This window comes from Amycolatopsis sacchari (genome assembly GCF_900114035.1).
GTDB classification, from domain to species: Bacteria; Actinomycetota; Actinomycetes; order Mycobacteriales; family Pseudonocardiaceae; genus Amycolatopsis_E; species Amycolatopsis_E sacchari.
On record NZ_FORP01000016.1, the window covers coordinates 35,676 to 53,960 of the forward strand.

19 protein-coding genes are annotated in these 18,285 nt (G+C 71.0%); 13 read left to right on the plus strand and 6 right to left on the minus strand.

Annotation, left to right across the window (positions count from 1 at the left end; all coding sequences use genetic code 11):
- Positions 1-678 precede the first annotated feature (678 nt).
- Positions 679-1,467: a helix-turn-helix transcriptional regulator gene (locus tag BMZ92_RS24185; RefSeq protein ID WP_091511766.1), complete on the minus strand. Its 789-nt coding sequence runs from the start codon at positions 1,465-1,467 to the stop codon at positions 679-681.
- A 54-nt stretch (positions 1,468-1,521) separates the two neighbouring features.
- The gene (locus tag BMZ92_RS24190) at positions 1,522-2,154 is read right to left on the minus strand and encodes an O-methyltransferase (RefSeq protein ID WP_091511769.1); all 633 of its coding nucleotides are present in this window, start codon (positions 2,152-2,154) and stop codon (positions 1,522-1,524) included.
- A 177-nt stretch (positions 2,155-2,331) separates the two neighbouring features.
- Here BMZ92_RS24190 and sigE point away from each other — a divergent pair, with 177 nt between their 5' ends.
- From sigE to tatB, 4 genes are all read left to right on the plus strand, one after another.
- On the plus strand, positions 2,332-2,955 hold the full coding sequence (gene sigE / locus BMZ92_RS24195; RefSeq protein ID WP_091511771.1) for an RNA polymerase sigma factor SigE: 624 nt from the start codon (positions 2,332-2,334) through the stop codon (positions 2,953-2,955).
- The gene (locus BMZ92_RS24200; RefSeq protein ID WP_091511774.1) at positions 2,952-3,611 is read left to right on the plus strand and encodes a zf-HC2 domain-containing protein; all 660 of its coding nucleotides are present in this window, start codon (positions 2,952-2,954) and stop codon (positions 3,609-3,611) included. Before sigE ends, BMZ92_RS24200 begins: the two co-directional genes overlap by 4 nt.
- 80 nt (positions 3,612-3,691) lie before the next feature.
- Positions 3,692-5,206: a S1C family serine protease gene (locus BMZ92_RS24205; RefSeq protein WP_091511777.1), complete on the plus strand. Its 1,515-nt coding sequence runs from the start codon at positions 3,692-3,694 to the stop codon at positions 5,204-5,206.
- 42 nt (positions 5,207-5,248) lie between these two features.
- A complete protein-coding gene (gene tatB, locus BMZ92_RS24210) occupies positions 5,249-5,647 on the plus strand; it encodes a Sec-independent protein translocase protein TatB (RefSeq protein WP_091511779.1) in 399 nt (132 codons plus the stop codon).
- A 450-nt stretch (positions 5,648-6,097) separates the two neighbouring features.
- Here tatB and BMZ92_RS24215 read toward each other — a convergent pair whose 3' ends face one another.
- The 3 genes from BMZ92_RS24215 to BMZ92_RS24225 are packed head-to-tail and all read right to left on the minus strand — an operon-like array spanning position 6,098 to position 9,050.
- On the minus strand, positions 6,098-7,243 hold the full coding sequence (locus tag BMZ92_RS24215; protein ID WP_091511781.1) for an Mrp/NBP35 family ATP-binding protein: 1,146 nt from the start codon (positions 7,241-7,243) through the stop codon (positions 6,098-6,100).
- 9 nt (positions 7,244-7,252) lie between these two features.
- Entirely contained in the window at positions 7,253-7,765 is a 513-nt protein-coding gene (locus BMZ92_RS24220) for a DUF1003 domain-containing protein (RefSeq protein WP_091511783.1), read from the minus strand.
- Positions 7,758-9,050: a magnesium transporter MgtE N-terminal domain-containing protein gene (locus BMZ92_RS24225; protein WP_091511785.1), complete on the minus strand. Its 1,293-nt coding sequence runs from the start codon at positions 9,048-9,050 to the stop codon at positions 7,758-7,760. The genes BMZ92_RS24220 and BMZ92_RS24225 overlap by 8 nt, the downstream gene beginning before the upstream one ends.
- Positions 9,051-9,350: 300 nt before the next feature.
- Here BMZ92_RS24225 and BMZ92_RS24230 point away from each other — a divergent pair, with 300 nt between their 5' ends.
- The 8 genes from BMZ92_RS24230 to BMZ92_RS24265 all read left to right on the plus strand — a co-directional run bounded on the left by BMZ92_RS24230 (position 9,351) and on the right by BMZ92_RS24265 (position 15,991).
- Complete coding sequence (locus BMZ92_RS24230; RefSeq protein WP_091511787.1) at positions 9,351-10,193, plus strand: slipin family protein; 843 nt, start codon at positions 9,351-9,353, stop codon at positions 10,191-10,193.
- 92 nt (positions 10,194-10,285) lie between these two features.
- Positions 10,286-10,822 (plus strand): YflT domain-containing protein, encoded by a 537-nt coding sequence (locus tag BMZ92_RS24235; protein WP_091511789.1) that lies wholly within the window; start codon positions 10,286-10,288, stop codon positions 10,820-10,822.
- A 124-nt stretch (positions 10,823-10,946) separates the two neighbouring features.
- Complete coding sequence (locus BMZ92_RS24240; RefSeq protein WP_091511792.1) at positions 10,947-12,242, plus strand: ABC transporter substrate-binding protein; 1,296 nt, start codon at positions 10,947-10,949, stop codon at positions 12,240-12,242.
- Positions 12,239-13,189 carry an ABC transporter permease subunit gene (locus BMZ92_RS24245; protein ID WP_091511794.1) on the plus strand — a complete coding sequence of 317 codons (951 nt, stop codon included), beginning with the start codon at positions 12,239-12,241 and terminating at the stop codon, positions 13,187-13,189. The genes BMZ92_RS24240 and BMZ92_RS24245 overlap by 4 nt, the downstream gene beginning before the upstream one ends.
- On the plus strand, positions 13,189-14,031 hold the full coding sequence (locus BMZ92_RS24250; protein WP_091511797.1) for a carbohydrate ABC transporter permease: 843 nt from the start codon (positions 13,189-13,191) through the stop codon (positions 14,029-14,031). The genes BMZ92_RS24245 and BMZ92_RS24250 overlap by 1 nt, the downstream gene beginning before the upstream one ends.
- A 5-nt stretch (positions 14,032-14,036) precedes the next feature.
- Positions 14,037-15,227 (plus strand): ABC transporter ATP-binding protein, encoded by a 1,191-nt coding sequence (locus BMZ92_RS24255; RefSeq protein WP_091511799.1) that lies wholly within the window; start codon positions 14,037-14,039, stop codon positions 15,225-15,227.
- 37 nt (positions 15,228-15,264) lie between these two features.
- Positions 15,265-15,573, plus strand: a complete 309-nt coding sequence (locus BMZ92_RS24260) for a toxin-antitoxin system HicB family antitoxin (protein WP_091511801.1) — start codon at positions 15,265-15,267, stop codon at positions 15,571-15,573.
- Positions 15,557-15,991 carry a type II toxin-antitoxin system VapC family toxin gene (locus BMZ92_RS24265; protein WP_091511803.1) on the plus strand — a complete coding sequence of 145 codons (435 nt, stop codon included), beginning with the start codon at positions 15,557-15,559 and terminating at the stop codon, positions 15,989-15,991. The genes BMZ92_RS24260 and BMZ92_RS24265 overlap by 17 nt, the downstream gene beginning before the upstream one ends.
- 6 nt (positions 15,992-15,997) lie before the next feature.
- Here BMZ92_RS24265 and BMZ92_RS24270 read toward each other — a convergent pair whose 3' ends face one another.
- On the minus strand, positions 15,998-16,663 hold the full coding sequence (locus tag BMZ92_RS24270; protein ID WP_342743518.1) for a TetR/AcrR family transcriptional regulator: 666 nt from the start codon (positions 16,661-16,663) through the stop codon (positions 15,998-16,000).
- 101 nt (positions 16,664-16,764) lie between these two features.
- Between BMZ92_RS24270 and BMZ92_RS24275 the strand changes: the two genes are divergently transcribed.
- The gene (locus BMZ92_RS24275) at positions 16,765-18,267 is read left to right on the plus strand and encodes an MFS transporter (protein WP_091511808.1); all 1,503 of its coding nucleotides are present in this window, start codon (positions 16,765-16,767) and stop codon (positions 18,265-18,267) included.
- The last annotated feature ends 18 nt before the right edge of the window (positions 18,268-18,285 follow it).

An 18,285-nucleotide genomic window follows, 5' to 3' on the forward strand; every position in this document is an offset into this window, starting at 1 on the left:
GGTGGCGGCTGGAGGCGGCGCGTTGTGGCGATGGCCGTCGGTGGCGGCCGGGGGTGGCGGTCGAGGGTTGGACGTCGGCGCGGGGCGCCGGGCGGCGGGCGAGGGTTGGAGGTTGGCGCGGGGCGGCGGTGCGGGCCGCGGGGCGGGCGGAGGGGGCGTTGTGGCGGTTGGCCGCCAGGTGGCCGGTGGCGGCCGAGGGTTGGAGGTTGCGCGGGGCGGCTGGGCGCGGAGCGCTGCAGGGTGGGTGAGCAGCGGCGGCGGTCGGCGTTAGGCGGGGGCGGGCGCTGGCGGGGCAGCCCCCGCGGCGGGAACCGCGGAGCGGAGGCCGCCGGTAGGCGCGGCCGGGCGCTGGGCCGGGCGGAGGGGCGAGGCGGGGCCGGGTGAGGGGCGAGGCGGGGCCGGGTGAGGGGCGAGGCGGGGCTGGGCGGCAGGTGTGCGGCGGGACGCTGCCCGCCGTGCTGCGGGAGGCGATGCGGTGGGAGCCGGTGAGGGGCGCGGCTGAGCGCGGCCGTTCTCCGGGCGCGCCGGAGGTCCGAACGTCGCGGTGAATCGCGGTGGGGCGCGCAGCGGGCGCGGCCCGTGCGAAGCGCTGACGCCGCTGCCCGCCGGTCCCCGGAGGCAGCCACGGTCCCCGGGGCAGCCGTTCCCGAAGGCAGGCCACCCCGGGCCGTCCCGTCGTCAGCTGCCTGTCGGGAGGAGCACCGGGCGTGGTGCGTTCCGGGGCGAGGCCAGCGGCGGGAGGGCGACGAGCACCGGCGCGTCCCACTCCGGGGCCACGTCCAGCCACACCTCGCGGTGGTGCACCGGGCGGCACGGCGTGACGTGCACCGGCTCCCGCGCCGCCCCCGAGATGCCTCGGCGGGGGACCAGCTGCGCGACCGGGCCGTCACGCGCGGGCAGCGCCGAAGCGAGCAGCCAGTAGGCCCCAGGCGGCACGTCGACCAGCAGGAAATCGCCCGTTTCGCCCAGGAGTGTGCCGCACACCGGGAAACCCCGTGCGGTCCGCTTGTGGAACAGCCCGACGTAGACCGACGCCGTGCCGACCGCCGCCTGCGCGGCCGCGCTCAGCCGCACCGTGCCGGTGACCGTGCCGCCACCTCGAGCGGTTCCGGGGACGATCAACGGCTGTGGCGGATCGTCCACCAGGACGTCCGGCAGCTGCCGGAACCGCGCCGGCGACTGCCCGACCGCCGCCGTGAAGCGCGTCGTGAACGTGCCCACCGACGAGAAACCCACCTCGTGGCAGATGTCGACCACGCGCTCGTCCGTGGCCAGCAACAACTGCTTCGCCCGCTGGAACCGGTGCGCCGCCAGGAACTGCCCCGGCGGCTGCCCGTGCGCCCGCTCGAAGGCCCGCGCCAGGTGGAACGGGCTGTAGCTGACGTGGTCGGCCACGTCACCCAGCGTGACCGCCTCCGTGCACCGCCCGGCGAGGAACCGGGCCGCCTCGACCACCGCTTCCCGCACCGCACCTCCTCCTTCCCGTGACGTGCGCCACGGTAGCCGAGGGGTACGACAAAATCAGGCGCGCACGGCCGCGACCAGCAGCCCGGCACCGACGGGCAGCAACGCGGGCACGAGCCGCTCGTCCTCGCGCAAGGCCCTGGCGAGCTCGCGGGCCGCCAGCACACCCGGATCACGGCGGGCCGGGTCCGCCCGCGGCGCCAGCACCCCGTGGAACGCGATGACCCCGCCCGGCCGCAGCAGGTGCACGCCGTGCTCGTAGTAGCTCGGGTACTCCGCCCTCGCCGCGTCGACGAACACCAGGTCGTACCCGCCGCTGGTGAGCCTGGGCAGCACGTCGAGCGCGCGCCCCATGATCAGCCGCGTGCGCCCCGGCGGGAACCCGGCCTCAGCGAACGTCTTCCGCGCGACCCGGTGGTACTCCGGTTCAAGGTCGATGGACGTCAGCACACCCTCCGGCGCCATGCCCCGCAGCAGGTACAGCCCGCTGATCCCCGTGCCGGTGCCGATCTCGACCACCGCGCGCGCCCGCAGGCTCGCCGCCAGGAAGCACAGTGTGGCGCCGGCCGCGGCGTCGAGCGCGCCGCAGCCCAGGTCCTCCGCGCGCAGGCGGGCGGTCAGCAGGACGTCGTCGTCGGGCAGGTAGCTCGCGGCGAAGTCGGTGACGCCGGCGTGCGTCTCGGAGGTCACGCGGGAAAGGTTAGCGCTGGTCGTCGCCAAATTCGTGCAAGACGTGCACACTTCTCTCAGGTGCCTCTCAGTCGGATCTCACTAGACGCATAAGGAGACCCGGCAAGCTCGGGTCTAACAGTTGGGAACACGGCGTGGCCGGACCACGTTGGACCGAGCAGTAGGGAGAACTGCCTGATGGAGGTGCCTTCCCCGCCGATGCAGAAGAGCCCGATGAACGAGCAGCTCGCGACCGAGGGGCGGCCGGTGACGGTCGACGAGGCCGCGTGGACGCCGCCGTCCTGGGACGAGGTGGTGCGGGAACACGCCGACCGGGTCTACCGGCTCGCGTACCGCCTGACCGGCAACACCCACGACGCCGAGGACCTCACCCAGGAGACCTTCATCCGGGTCTTCCGGTCACTGGCCTCCTACAAGCCAGGCACCTTCGAGGGCTGGCTGCACCGCATCACCACGAACCTCTTCCTCGACATGGCGCGCCGCCGCTCGCGGGTGCGCATGGAGGGGCTGCCCGAGGACACCGACCGGATCGTCGGCGACGACCCGAGCCCGGAGCAGGTCTACAGCGACTCGCACCTCGACCCGGACCTGCAGGCCGCGCTCGACGAGCTGCCGCCGGAGTTCCGCGCCGCGGTGGTGCTGTGCGACGTCGAAGGACTGTCCTACGAGGAGATCGGCGCCACGCTCGGCGTTAAGCTGGGCACGGTGCGCAGCCGCATCCACCGCGGCAGGCAGGCGCTGCGCGCCTCGCTCGAACGGCGGCGTGCGCTGAAGGAGGATTCCGTGGAGGCTTCCGCATGACCGATCTGCGAGGCCGGGGTCTGCTTCCCGAGTCGCATCTGCTTCCCGACGCGGTCGTCGCCTTCGTCGACGGTGAGCTGTCGCTGGGTGCACGGGACCGCGCCGCTTCGCACATCGCCGGGTGCCCGTGCTGCGCCGCGGAGGTGGCGGCGCAACGGCAGGCCCGCGCCGCGGTGAAACGCGCCGGGGCCCCCAGCATGTCGGCCGGTTTCCTGGCGAGCCTGCGGGCGATCCCGGAGCACACCGACCTGCCGACGTCACCGGACAACCTCGCGGTCAGCGAGGACGGGCAGCTGGTCGCGATCCAGCGGCCCGACCGCGTCGCCGGGCTGCGGCACATGCCGTCCGTGCTCGGTTCGTCCCAGCCGCTCGGTTCGAGCACGGCGCTGGGCCACGGTTCCGCGGTGCTCAACTCGCACCGGTCCAGCTCCGTCCGCAAGCGCGCCGCGCAGGGCGCCGGCGTCGTCGTGTCGGGCATCGTGCTGAGCGCGCTCGCGATCGTCGCGACCTCCGGTGGCGGCAGCGAGCCGGTCACGCCGCAGCCGGCGGGCACGCCGGGCGTGCTGCGGGCCCAGTTCGGCGGCCAGCCGCCGGCGCCGACCAGCACCACCACGACCACGCCGAGCACGACCACCCCGGTCGCGCCGGGGCGCTGACGCTCGTTTCACCGTACTGGCGAGACCATGTGGCGTAGGGTTCCGCCGAGCCCGCGAAGTCCGTCCAGCCCCGGGGAACGATGAGTCAGCCCACCATGCCAGAGGAGAACCCCGGCGAGTCCAGGCTCGCCCCGAAACCCCTGGACCGTCCCCCGGTCGACCCCGAGCAGGCCGCCGCGTTCGGCAGGCCGCGGGGGGTGGACGGCGCTTTCGACAAGCTCTACGTGCCGAACGGGCGCAGCTCCGCGCCGATCATCACCAAACCGCCCGCGCCCGAGTCGCTCGCCGAGGCGTTCGGACGGCCGCCCGGTGCCGAGGACGTGCTGCTGCAGCGACCGGCGACCGGGACGGGCAGCCCGAACGAGGGGGCCGAGCCGCCGCTGTGGGCCGAGAAGGCGGACCCGTGGCGCGATCCCGGTGCCCCCGCCGTGCTCGGCGGCCCGGCGCTGGAAGCCGAGGACGAGAAGAACGGTGAGGAACGGCCGCGGGGTGCGCTGCTCTCCCTGCCCGAGGTGCTGTTCGGCCGCCGGGTCAAGCCCGTCGCGCTGGGCCTGCTCGGCGTCATCTGCCTGCTGATCGGCGCGGTGGGCGGCGTCGTCGGCTGGGGCATCGCGCGCACCGGCAACTCCCTCACCGGCACCGCCACGATCTCCGAGGCGGAGGCGGGCAAGGAGCGGGCGCCCGGGTCCATCGCCGACATCGCGGCCCGCGTGTCGCCCGCGGTGATCTCCATCGAGGTCAAGTCGGGGGACACGGGCAGCGTCGGCTCGGGCGTGATGATCGACCCGCAGGGCTACGCCATCACCAACAACCACGTCATCTCGCTGGCCACCAGCGACCCGCAGGCCAAGATCACCGCCGTGTTCACCGACGGCACCCGCACCGAGGCCAAGGTCGTGGGCACCGACCCGAAGACCGACCTCGCGGTGATCAAGGTGGCGGTGCGCAACCCCGTGGTGATCCAGATCGGCAAGTCGGCCGACCTGGAGCCGGGTGACTCCGTGATCGCCGTCGGCTCCCCGCTCGGCCTGCAGAACACCGTGACCGCGGGCATCGTCAGCGCGCTGCACCGGCCCATCACGGCGCAGGGCGAGAACGGCGAACCGCCGGTCACCTACGACGCCATCCAGACCGACGCGCCCATCAACCGCGGCAACTCCGGCGGGGCGCTCGTCGACTCCACGGGCGCGCTGGTCGGCATCAACTCGTCGATCCGCACCGACAGCGGCGAGGCCGGGCAGGGCGGCAGCATCGGCATCGGGTTCGCCATCCCCGCCGACGACGCGATGAAGATCGCGAAGGTGCTCATCAGCAACGGTCAGGTCAAGCACGCCGACATCGGCGTCAACGCGGCCTCGGTCTCGGCGGACACGTCGGAGGGCGCGCAGGTGCTCAACGTCGCGGACGGCGGGCCCGCCGCGCGGGCCGGTATCGCCGAGGGCGACGTGATCACGAAGGTCGGCGACCGGCTCGTGCGCAATGCCGCCGAACTCACGGTCGCCGTGCGTGCGCACAACGCGGGCGAGGTCGTCCCCGTTCAGGTGGTCCGGCAGGGGAGACCTCTTGTCGTCGACGTAACCCTGGGTTCCGATTAGCGGGGTACGCTGAGCCCGCAAGGGTCACGAGGAGGTTCGCTGATGTTCGAAAGTGTGGGCTGGGGCGAGATTCTCGTGCTCATCGTGGCCGGGCTGTTCATCCTGGGCCCCGAACGGCTGCCGGAGGCGGCCTCGTGGCTGGCGAAGGGTGTGCGGAAGGTGCGCGAGTTCGCCACCGGCGCGCGGCAGCAGCTGCGGGACGAGATGGGCCCCGAGTTCGAGGAGTTCCGCAAGCCGCTGGAGGACCTGCGGCAGCTGCGCAACTTCGACCCGCGCCGCGCGATCACGAACCACCTCTTCGACGGCGACCCCGATCCGCTGGGGTTGAACGGGATGAGCGGCGGGAGCACGAAGCCGAACGGGTATCCGGCGGTTTCGGGTAAGGCCGAGGAGTCGTTGAAGCCGGGGGAGAAGCCTCCGGTGGATCCGGATGCTACTTGATCTTTGGTTTCGTTTAGGGATGTTTGACGGGTTGGTGGGCGGTGCCGGTCGCCGTGCGGGCTGCCGGTTTACCGCCCTTCGTGCCCGATCGTCTTACGCCCGGGCGGCCGAGTAAAGGGCGCCTTCGGCGTCGCTGCGCGATGGCTTCGCCTCACCCTTGACTCGGCCGCCCGGGCGCAAAGCGGGCTGGGGACGAAGGGCCCGGGGGGCCTAACGGCGTTGCCGTTGGCCGCTGGCGCGGCCTCGGCATGCAGGTGGGCGGGTGGCGCCATTGGCCGCTGGCGCGGCCTCGGCATGCAGGTGGGCGGGTGGCGCCATTGGCCGCTGGCGCGGCCCCGGCATGCAGGTGGGCGGGTGGCGCCATTGGCCGCTGGCGCGGCCCCGGCATACAGGTGGGCGGGTGGCGCCATTGGCCGCCCTGGCGGGCGGCCTCGGCAATCTGGCGGCTAACTACCGGCCTTTTGGTGTCACGTTCAGCATCATGCCTGCCAGGCCGCGTGCCCTGACGGAGAGTTGCTTCGCGACGTCCTTGAGGACCTGGGCGGCCGGGGCTTCCGGCTCGGCCAGGACGATGGGGGTGCCCGCATCGCCCTGTTCGCGGAGGCGGGGGTCGAGCGGGACCTGGCCCAGCAGCGGGACCTTGGCGCCCGTCGACTTGGAGAGGGAGTCCGCGACCGTCTGGCCGCCGCCGGAGCCGAAGATCTCCATGCGGGTGCCGTCCGGGGTTTCGAGCCACGACATGTTCTCGATGACGCCCGCCAGGCGCTGCCGGGTCTGCATCGCGATCGCGCCGGCGCGTTCGGCGACCTCGGCCGCCGCCTGCTGCGGGGTCGTCACCACGAGGATTTCGGCGTTCGGGATCAGCTGCGCGACCGAGATCGCGATGTCACCCGTGCCGGGCGGCAGGTCCAGCAGCAGGACGTCCAGGTCACCCCAGAACACGTCCGCCAGGAACTGCTGCAGCGCGCGGTGCAGCATCGGCCCGCGCCAGACCACCGGGGTGTTGCCGGGGGTGAACATGCCGATCGAGATGACCTTCACGCCGTGCGCCTGCGGCGGCATGATCATCGTGTCGACCTTGGTCGGCTTCTCGGTCGCGCCCAGCATGCGCGGCACCGAATGGCCGTAGATGTCCGCGTCGACCACGCCGACCGACAGGCCGCGCTCCGCCATCGCGACCGCGAGGTTCACCGTCACGCTCGACTTGCCCACCCCGCCCTTGCCGGACGCGACGCAGTACACCCGCGTCAGCGAGCCCGGCTGCGCGAACGGGATCACCGGCTCCGCCGCGTCGCCCCGCAGGGACTTCCGCAGCTCGGTCCGCTGCTCGTCGCTCATGACGTCGAGTTCGACCCGCACGTCCCGCACCCCGTCGAGCTTGCCGACGGCCTTCGTCGTGTCGCGGGTGATCGTGTCCTTCAGCGGACAGCCCGCGACCGTCAGGTACACCGAGACCGTGACGACCCCGTCGTCCCCGACGACGACGTCCTTGACCATGCCCAGATCGGTGATCGGCTTCTTGATCTCCGGGTCGTAGACGTCCTTCAGCGCGGCGCGGACGTCCTCGACGCTGGGGCTCTGCTGCGTGCTGGTCATACCCCCATGCTACGGACGGGTAATGGGTTCCGAACGGCTGCCTTTGGTTTTGCGCGGCTTGGTGTTCAGGTCCTCGCGGAGCTTGTCGAGCTCGCCGCGCAGGTAGTCGCGCGTGGCGACCTCGCCGATGGCCAGCCGCAGCGCCGCCAGTTCGCGTGCCAGGTACTCCGTGTCGGCCTTCGTCTGCGCTGCCCGGTTGCGGTCCTCCTCCAGCGACACGCGGTCACGGTCGTCCTGCCGGTTCTGCGCGAGCAGGATCAACGGCGCCGCGTACGCCGCCTGCGTGGAGAACGCCAGGTTGAGCAGGATGAACGGGTACGGGTCCCAGCGCAGCGCGGCCGCGCCCAGGTTGACGCCGATCCACACCACGACGATGAGGGTCTGCCAGAACAGGTACTTACCGGTGCCCAGGAACCGGGCCAGCCGCTCGGAAATCCGGCCGAACGCGTCCGGGTCGATCGAGATGACCCGGCGGGCCGCGCGCGGCTGGTCCAGCCGCCGCCTCGGGAGCAGTTCAGGCACGCTCCACCTCCTCCTTGTTGGTGACGTCGTGCAGCCCGGTCTCGCGCCAGCCCTCGGGCAGCAGGTGGTCGAGCACGTCGTCGACGGTGACGGCCCCCAGCAGGTGGTCCTGCTCGTCGACGACCGGCCCGCAGGCCAGGTTGTACGCCGCGAAGTAGCGGGTCACCTCCGCGAGCGGCGCGCTGGGCCGCAGCGCGGGCAGGTCGGTGTCGACCGCGCTCGCGACGATCTCCGCCGGCGGTTCCCGCAGCAGCCGCTGGAAGTGCACGACGCCCACGTACCGCCCGGTCGGGGTGGCCGTCGGCGGGCGGCACACGAAGACCATCGTGGCGAGCGCGGCGGGCAGGTCGGCGTTGCGGATGTGGGCGAGTGCCTCCGCGACCGTGGTGTCCGGGGTGAGGACGACGGGCTCGGGCGTCATGAGCCCGCCCGCGGTGTCGGAGGAGTAGGCGAGCAGGCGTCGGACCGGTTCCGACTCCTCCGGCTCCATCAGTTCCAGCAGGCGGCTCTGGTCGGCGGGGGCGAGTTCGGCGAGCAGGTCGGCGGCGTCGTCGGGGTTCATCGCTTCGAGGATGTCGGCGGCGCGTTCCTCCGACAGGTGCTGCAGCAGCTCCTTCTGGTCCTCCTCGGGCAGCTCCTCCAGCACGTCGGCGAGCCGCTCGTCGTCCATCGAGTCGGCGACCTCGTGCCTGCGTTTCGTCGGCAGGTCCCGCACGGTCGCGGCGATGTCGACGGCACGCATCGTGTCGAACAGCATCAGCAGCTGCCCGGCGCCCTGCGGTTGCCCGGCGAGGTCGGTGAGGCCGAGCCCGGCGACGTCACCCCACGCCACGACCTGCAGCGACGAGCGCCGGCGGCCGAGCCCGAGCCGGCCGGTGCGCTCGCGGACGGCGAGCTTGACCAGCACCCAGTCGCGCGTGCGGACGGGCTCCATCGCGGCGTCGACGACGGTGACGCGGGTGCCGTTCTCACGCAGGTGCGCGTGGGCGTCGGTGAGCTGCCCGAGGACGAGGACCTCGTTGGGGCGCTGGTGGAAGCGGCGCATGTTGACCGAGCCGGTGGCGAGCGTGACGGCGTTCGGGTCGATCGAGGTGACCCGCAGCATCGGCACGAACACGCGGCGGCGGGTGGACAGCTCGACGACGAGCCCGAGCACCCGCGGCGGCTGCTGGTCCAGCCGCAGCCCGACGACGAGGTCCCTGACCTTCCCGATGGACTCGCCGTCCGGCCCGAACACGGGCAGACCGGCCAGCTGAGCGGCGAAAACCCTGTTCACGGGGGACACGCGCCCAGGCTAGCGGGAGTCGGAACCCGCCGCCCACCTCGCGATCCGGGCGGATCACGTGGAGGAGGGCAGACGCACCGAAATGGTCCAAAGTGGACCCGGGATTCCGTTGGTGTGGCACGGTATCCGGCACGTCCTCGTGCCCGACCATGCCGTGTGGACAGTGCGGCGGCCGCCACCGGCCCACGCGCCTGCCGCGGTGCCTCCCCGGTGGGCCCGGAACAGCTCCCAGAACGCGGGGTCCAACGGGCTGTGATGGAGGTAACATCGGAGGAAGGGTCCGCTTCCCGGGGAGCTGCCATGCTGGTGGAACTCGTCTCCGCGATAGCCGTCGCCGGCATCGCCTGGTTCGGTGCGAGCGTCCGGGTCGTCAAGCAGTACGAACGCGGGCTGGTCTTCCGCTTCGGCCGGGTGCGGCCGCAGGTGCGGGAGCCGGGCCTGGCGATGCTGCTGCCGATCGCCGACCGGATGCAGAAGGTGAACATGCAGATCGTGACCCTGCCGGTGCCCGCGCAGGAGGGCATCACGCGGGACAACGTCACGGTCCGGGTCGACGCGGTCGTGTACTTCAAGGTCATCGACCCGATCGTCGCGGCGGTGAACGTGCAGGACTACCGCTTCGCCGTCGGGCAGGTCGCGCAGACGTCGCTGCGCTCGATCATCGGCAAGAGCGACCTCGACGACCTGCTGTCGAACCGGGAGCGGCTCAACCAGGGCCTGGAGCTGATGATCGACAGCCCGGCACTGGACTGGGGCGTGCACATCGACCGGGTCGAGATCAAGGACGTCGCCCTGCCCGAGTCGATGAAGCGCTCGATGTCGCGGCAGGCCGAGGCCGAGCGGGAACGCCGGGCGCGCGTCATCTCCGCCGACGGCGAGCTGCAGGCCTCGACGAAGCTGGCGCAGGCCGCCGCCGCGATGTCGGACACCCCGTCCGCGCTGCAGCTGCGGCTGCTGGAGACCGTGGTGCAGGTGTCGGCGGAGAAGAACTCGACGCTCGTGCTGCCCTTCCCCGTGGAGCTGCTCCGCTTCGTCGACCAGTTCAACCGCACCGCCGAAACCGGGCGCAAGCCGGCCCCGGAACCGCCGAACGGGCAGGCCGCGCCCGTGCCGCGCCTCCCGGAGGACGACCAGCCGGGGTAAAAATCGCGCGAACGGCTCACCCGGTGCCGGGTTCGCGTGGTTTCCTGGGCCTTGGCAGGATTGGAAGCCCGTCCGCGACGACAGCACAGGTGATGACCGTGACCGGCCCGTTCAACCCGTCCGGCCGCCCCGCACAGGGACTGCCCCGGATGCCGACCCCGCCCAGCGGCTGGCCCATCGGCTCCTACGCCACCTACGAAGAGGCGCAGCGCGCGGTCGAGCACCTCGCGGACAACGACTTCGCCGTCGAGGACGTGACGATCGTCGGCGTCGACCTGATGCTCGTCGAGCGCGTCATCGGCAGGCTGTCGTGGGGCAAGGTGCTGGGCACCGGCGCGGTGTCGGGCGCCTGGTTCGGCCTCTTCGTGGGCATCCTGCTGGGCCTGTTCAGCGGCGGCGGCCCCGGCATCCACTACCAGCCGATCCTCGTCGGCCTGATCTCCGGCATGTTCTTCGGCGTGGTGTTCGCGGCCATCTCCTACGCCTCCACCCGGGGCCGCCGCGACTTCTCCTCCGCCAGCCAGCTCGTCGCCGGGCGGTACGACGTGCTGTGCCAGCCGCGCAACGCCGAGCGGGGCCGCGACCTCCTCGCGAAGCTCGCCATGCGTCCATCCGGGTCAACGAGCTAAAGCATTGCTCAAGTTGCTTGCGGCTGATCATCTCCCGGCATAGGTTGAGTCCCCACCGATCCACAGGCACGTCGTAGTGCGGGTGCGGTCTCCCGCCGGCGTGCGCGTCGGGTAAGGAGGCCTGATGGGGAAGGGCAGGAGGCGGATCGCGGCGCTGGGCGCCGGGGTGCTCGCCGCCGGCGTGCTGACCGCGTGCGGTTCCGAGCAGGGCACCACGATCAACCTGTACTACGCGCCGGAGGACACCTTCCAGAGCGTGGTGGACAACTGCAACGCGCAGGCCGCGGGCCGCTACCACATCGTCTACAACAAGCTCCCGCGTGGCGCGGACGACCAGCGCCAGCAGATGGTGCGCAGGCTCGCCGCCGGGGACACCGGGCTCGACATCCTGGGCCTGGACGTGACGTGGGTGCCGGAGTTCGCCGAGGCGGGCTGGGCCGAGGAGTGGACGGGGGAGAACAAGGCGGCGGCCACCGCCGGTGTCCTACCCGGACCGCTGGAAACCGCCACGTGGAACGGAAAACTGTACGCGGCGACGAAGAACACCAACGTCCAGCTGCTGTGGTACGACGACCGGATCACGCCGCAGCCGCCCCAGACGTGGGACCAGATGATGGCGCAGGCGCGGCAGCTCAAGTCACAGGGCAAGCCCGGCAACGTCCTGTTCACCGGCGCCCAGTACGAGGGCCTCGTCGTCATCTACAACACGCTCGTCGAGTCCGCGGGCGGCCACATCCTCTCCGACGACGGCAAGTCCGTCGTGATGGACGCGGGCGCGGTCAAGGCGCTGGAGATCCTCAAGCAGGTCACGTCCACGGGCATCACCGACCCGTCGCTGACGAACCAGAAGGAGGACGACGTCCGCCAGGCCTTCCAGCGCGGCAACGGCGCCTTCGAGCTGAACTGGCCGTTCGTCTACGCCTCCTTCGCCAAGGAGGACCCGCAGAACCTGGCGCACTTCAAGTGGTCGACGTACCCGGCGGTGTCGCCCGGCCAGCCGGCGAAGACCACGATCGGCGGTTACGACCTCGCGGTCAGCCCGTACTCGAAGCACAAGCCGGAGGCGTTCGAAGCCGCGCTTTGCCTGCGCAACAAGGACAACCAGAAGTTCTCCGCGCTCAAGGACGGCGTGCCGCCGACGCTGGAGTCGCTCTACAGCGACACCACGCCGCTCGACCCGAGCAAGCCGGTCGACGCGAAGAACAACCCGAGCATGCAGACCACCTACCCGATGAGCGAGTCGATCCTGACCGCGGTGAAGAACGCGGCGGTGCGCCCGCTGACCCCGGCGTACCAGAGCCTGTCCACGGTGATCTCGAAGGTGCTGTCGCCGCCGTCCGCCATCGATCCACAACGGACCGCCGACGAGCTGCGCAGCCAGCTTTCCGATGCTCTGCAGTCGAAAGGGGTGATCCCGTGAGTTCCGCTGTGACAGAGCCCGTCAGGACCGGTGCGGAGACCGGGAAGAAGGGCAAGCCGGTGCTCAGCGAGGGCAAGAAGGCGGAGCGGCGGCTGGGGCTGTTGTTGTGCGCCCCCGCGGCGATCGTGATGGTGCTGGTGACCGCCTACCCGATCGGCTACTCGATCTGGTTGTCGCTCCAGCGCTACGACCTCCGCTTCCCGGCACAGCGCTCCTTCGTCGGGTTCGCCAACTACGCCGCCGTGCTGTCCAATTCGTACTGGTGGACCGCGTTCGGCGTGACGATGCTGATCACGGTGCTGTCGGTCGTGATCGAGCTCGTGCTGGGCATGCTGCTCGCGCTGATCATGCACCGCACGCTCGTCGGCCGCGGTCTGGTGCGGACGGTTTCGCTGATCCCGTACGGCATCGTGACCGTGGTGGCCGCGTTCTCGTGGTACTACGCGTGGACGCCGGACACGGGCTACCTGGCGAACCTGCTGGCGCCGGATTCGGCTCCGCTGACCCAGTTCCTGCCGTCGTTGTTCATCATCGTGCTGGCCGAGGTGTGGAAGACGACGCCGTTCATGGCGCTGCTGCTGATGGCCGGGCTGGCGCTGGTGCCGGACGACCTGCTCAAGGCCGCCGCGATGGACGGGGCGAACGCCTGGCAGCGGTTCATCAAGGTCATGGTCCCGGTGATGAAGCCGGCCATCCTGGTGGCGCTGCTGTTCCGCACGCTCGACGCGTTCCGCATCTTCGACAACATCTTCGTGCTGACGTCCGGCGCCAACGACACGTCGTCGGTGTCCATGCAGACGTACAACAACCTGCTCAAGGGCCTGAACCTGGGCATCGGCTCGACGATGGCCGTGCTGATCTTCATCACGGTCGCGCTGATCGCGTTCATCTTCGTCAAGCTGTTCGGCACCGCCGCGCCCGGCTCGGACACGGGAGGTAAGCGCTGATGGTCATGCAGGGGGCGATCACCCCGGGCCGCAAGCTGAAGTGGACGCTCATCGACATCGTCGTCGTGGTCTACGCGCTGGTGCCGGTGCTGTGGATCCTGTCGCTGTCGTTCAAGACGAAGGACACCCTCGACGACGGGAAGTTCATCCCGCGGTCGTGGACCCTGCAGAACTACGCCGACATCTTCCAGACCAACGACTTCCTCCGCGCGCTGCTCAACTCGGTGGGCATCGCGCTCATCGCGACGGCGATCGCGGTGGTGTTCGGGACGATGGCCGCCTACGCGATCGCGCGGCTGGACTTCCCCGGGAAGCGCTTCCTGGTGGGGGTCTCGCTGCTGATCGCGATGTTCCCGCAGGTGTCGCTGGTGACGCCGCTGTTCAACATCGAGCGGACGCTCGGGTTGTTCGACACCTGGCTCGGCCTGATCGTCCCGTACATCACCTTCGCGCTGCCGCTGGCGATCTACACGCTGTCGGCGTTCTTCCGCGAGATCCCGTGGGAGCTGGAGAAGGCGGCGAAGATGGACGGGGCGACCCCGGCGCAGGCGTTCCGCCGGGTCATCGCGCCGCTGGCCGCGCCGGGCGTGTTCACGACGGCGATCCTGGTGTTCATCTTCTGCTGGAACGACTTCCTGTTCGCCATCTCGCTGACGTCGACGAACGCGTCGCGCACCGTCCCGGCGGCGCTGTCGTTCTTCACCGGTGCCTCGCAGTTCGAGGACCCGACGGGGACGATCTCGGCTGCGGCCGTGGTGATCACCGTGCCCATCATCCTGTTCGTGTTGTTCTTCCAGCGCCGCATCGTGGCGGGGCTGACCTCCGGTGCCGTGAAGGGGTAGGCGCAATGGCTGAGATCGTGCTGGACAAGGTGAGCAAGCGCTATCCCGACGGCGCGCTCGCGGTGTCCGAAGTGGACCTGACGGTCGCGGACGGCGAGTTCATCATCCTCGTCGGCCCGTCCGGGTGCGGGAAGTCGACGACGCTGAACATGGTGGCGGGGCTGGAGGACATCTCCTCCGGTGAGCTGCGCATCGACGGCCGGCGGATGAACGAGCGCGCGCCGAAGGACCGCGACATCGCGATGGTGTTCCAGTCCTACGCGCTGTACCCGCACATGACGGTGCGGGAGAACATGGCGTTCCCGCTGCGGCTGGCGAAGGTGCCCGACGCGACGGTGCGCCAGAAGGTCGAGGAGGCCGCGGAGATCCTGGACCTGACCCAGCACCTGGACCGCAAGCCGGCGAACCTGTCCGGCGGGCAGCGGCAGCGGGTGGCGATGGGCCGCGCGATCGTGCGCAGCCCCAAGGCGTTCCTGATGGACGAGCCGCTGTCCAACCTGGACGCGAAGCTGCGCGGGCAGATGCGCACGTCGGTGTCGAAGCTGCAGCGCCGGCTGGGCACGACGACGCTGTACGTGACGCACGACCAGACGGAGGCCATGACGCTGGGCGACCGGGTCGTGGTGCTGCGGGCCGGGTACGTGCAGCAGATCGGGAGCCCGCAGTTCCTCTACGAGCACCCGGCGAACCTGTTCGTGGCCGGGTTCATCGGCTCGCCGTCGATGAACTTCGTGCCCGCCGCGCTCGCGGACGGGCAGCTCAAGAGCCCGCTCGGCTCGTTCGCGCTGCCGGACAGGGTGCGGCGGCTGGCGGAGGCGGCGAACGCCCCGCGTGACGTGATCATGGGTGTGCGGCCGGAGCACTTCGAGGACGCCTCGCTGGTCGACGAGTCGGCCCGGCAGCGTGGCGTGACGTTCAGCGCGCACGTGGACGTGCTGGAGTCGATGGGCTCGGAGAAGTACGCGTACTTCACGGTCGAGGGCGAGCTGGCCTCGGCGGCCGAGCTGGCCGAGCTGGCGGCGGACGCCGGTGCCGACGACGTCCCCGGCGGTGGCGGCGGCACGCAGCTGGTCACGCGCCTGTCCGCCGCGTCGCGGATCACCGAGGGCGGCCAGGCCGAGGTCTGGTTCGACACCACGAAGGTGCAGCTGTTCGACCCGTCGTCCGGGGCGAACCTCACCTACGAGGAGGAATGACCGGGCGTTGTGCATGCATGCCTGCTAGCATGAAGGCATGAGTCAGGTGACCTGGCGTGCCGAGGAGGAGCTGGTGCGGCGTGTCCAGCTCGCCGCCAAGCAGCAGGGGAAGAGCATGAACGAATACCTGACGCAGGTGCTGGACGCCGCGACCGATCCGGAGCTGGCCGGGGACGAGGCCGAGCGGGTCCGGGAGCGGCTGCGCCGCGCCGGGCTGCTGTGGGAGGGAGGCACGCCGCGGTCCCGGCCCGATCCGGCGGCGGTCGCCAGAGCCCGTGCCGCGGCCGGGCGCGGCGCCGCTCTGTCGGACCTCGTCGCCGAGGGCCGCGGTGACGACCTTCGCTGATTCCTCCGCGCTGGTGAAGATCTACGCGGACGAACCGGGGCACGAGTACGTCCGCTCGTCGCCGGTGCTGGTGGTCTCGCAGCTCGCGCGCGTCGAGGTGCCCGCGGCGTTGTGGCGCAAGCAGCGGATGGGCGAGCTGACCGTCGAGGAGACGTCTGTGCTCATCGCGGAGTTCGAGGCGGACTTCTACGGCACGTGGGACGGGCCGGGCCGGTTCGCCGTCGTGCCGGTGTCCGACCTGGTGCTGGAGACCGCCGCCCGGCTCACCGGGGTGCACGGCCTGCGGGGTTACGACGCCGCGCAGTTGGCGAGTGCCCAGCTGGCGGCGTCCGCGGACCGGGACTGCCGCACCTTCGCCGCGACGGACAAGGCGCTGCGGGCCGCCGCGGCGGGCGAGGGTTTCACGCTGCTGCCCTGACGGGCCTCAGCGGCACCAGTTGTCCATGATGTCGCGCACCTTGAGGATGTCCAGCGCGGGCAGCGGGAGCGGCGCGGGCGTGCAGGGGTTGGCGCGCAGGCTGTCGAACAGCAGTGCCGCGTACCGGCGCCACAGGTCGGGGGCGAGCTGGTGGGTGTACTCCGCCACGCCGCCGATCATCTTGAACAGCATCGGCAGGTCCTCGGGCTGGAAGTCCGCGCGGAGCTGACCGGACTTCTTCGCCCGGCAGATCAGCTCGTTGGCCAGCGGGAGGAGCCGGTCGCGTGCCTCGGCGACCTTGTCGTGCCCGAACGCCGTGCTCAACATCACGTCGTGCAGCCCGCGGTCCTCCGCGATGAGCGTGCACGCCTCCCACAGGAAGTCGACCAGCGCCTGCCAGGCGTCCGGCTTGTCCATCGACTCCGCGATCAGCCTGCCGATGCCTTCGAGCCGGTCGGCGAACATCGCGTCGATCAGGTGTTCCTTGTTGGGGAACCGCCGGTAGACCGTGCCGACGCCGAGGCCGGCGTGTGCCGCGACCTCGTCGAGGGTCGCCTCGAACCCGCGCTCGCGGAAGACCTCGCGGGCGCTGGCGATGATGCGCTGCCGGTTGCGTTCGGCGTCGCGCCTGAGCGGCCGCTTCGTTGCGGTCCGCGCTGTGTCCCGCGTCATGCTGCCCATTCTACTCCGGAAGTCGAGGTAGCTCCTCCACTTCCTGTACGGTGGATCTGGAAGGGGAGGCTTCCACTCCACATCTTGTTTAGGGGACCAGTATGACTGACTCGTCCACGGTGGTCGCCGGGTACAGAACCGGCGGCGCCACGACAGAGGACCCGCACCACGCCCGACGCTGGCTGATCCTGGTGGTCATCGCGCTGGCGCAGCTGATGGTGGTGCTCGACGCGACCATCGTGAACATCGCGCTGCCCAGCGCCCAGCAGGACCTCGGCTTCTCCAGCGACGCACGCCAGTGGGTGGTGACAGCCTACGCGCTCGCGTTCGGCAGCCTGCTGCTGCTCGGTGGCCGCGTCGCCGACCTGTTCGGCCGCAAGTACGCGCTCCTGATCGGGCTCAGCGGGTTCGCGGTGGCGTCCGTCGTCGGCGGGGCCGCGGCCAACTTCGAGATGCTCGTCATCGCCCGCGCGGCGCAGGGCGTGTTCGGCGCGCTGCTCGCGCCGGCCGCGCTTTCGCTGCTGACCACGACGTTCACCGACGTCAAGGAACGCGGCAGGGCGTTCGGCATCTTCGGGGCGATCGCCGGCGGGGGTGCCGCGATCGGCCTGCTGCTCGGGGGTGTGCTCACCGAGTACCTGGACTGGCGCTGGTGCATGTTCGTGAACATCATCATCGCCGTCATCGCGCTCTTCGGCGGGCTGACGCTGCTGCGCCACCGCCCGTCGGAGCACCGGCCGAAGCTCGACATCCCGGGCACGCTGTCGGCGTCCGCCGGCCTGTTCGCCGTGGTGTACGGCTTCTCGAACGCCGAGACCCACGACTGGTCCTCCGCCACGGTGTGGGGCTTCCTGGTCGCGGGTGTCGCGCTGCTGGGCCTGTTCGTCGTGCTGCAGACCCGGGTCTCGCACCCGCTGCTGCCGCTGCGCGTCGTGCTGGACCGCAACCGCGGCGGTGCCTACCTCGCCGTGTTCATGCTCGGCATCGGGATGTTCGGCATCTTCCTGTTCCTGACCTACTACCTGCAGCAGAACCTGGGCTTCTCGCCGATCATGTCGGGACTGGCGTTCCTGCCGATGGTCGGCACGCTGATGATCAGCGCCACCACGGCGACCGCGATGCTGCTGCCGCGGTTCGGGCCGAGGCCGCTAGTCGCGCTCGGCATGCTCATCGCCGGTGGCGGCATGTTCTGGTTCAGCGGCATCGACACCAGCAGCACCTACGCCAGCGGCGTGCTGTTCCCGTTGCTGGTCACCGGGGTCGGCATCGGCCTGTCGATGGCGCCGTCGATGAACGTGGCCACCATGGGCGTGGACCGGCACGACGCCGGTGTCGCCTCCGCGACGGTGAACACCGCGCAGCAGATCGGTGGTTCCATCGGTACCGCGCTGCTCAGCTCGATCGCGTCGGGTGCGGTCACCTCGTTCGTCGCGGGCAGGCAGCTGACCCCGCAGCTGGCGGCCGAGGCCGCGATCCACAGCTACAGCACGGCGTTCACGTGGTCCGCGGTGATCTTCGTGGCCGGTGCGGTGATCTGCGGGCTGCTGCTCAAGCCGGGGGTGGCTGAGCAGCAGGGTGAGTCCACCGCCGCCATCCACATGTGACGAGGGGGTGGTCCCGCC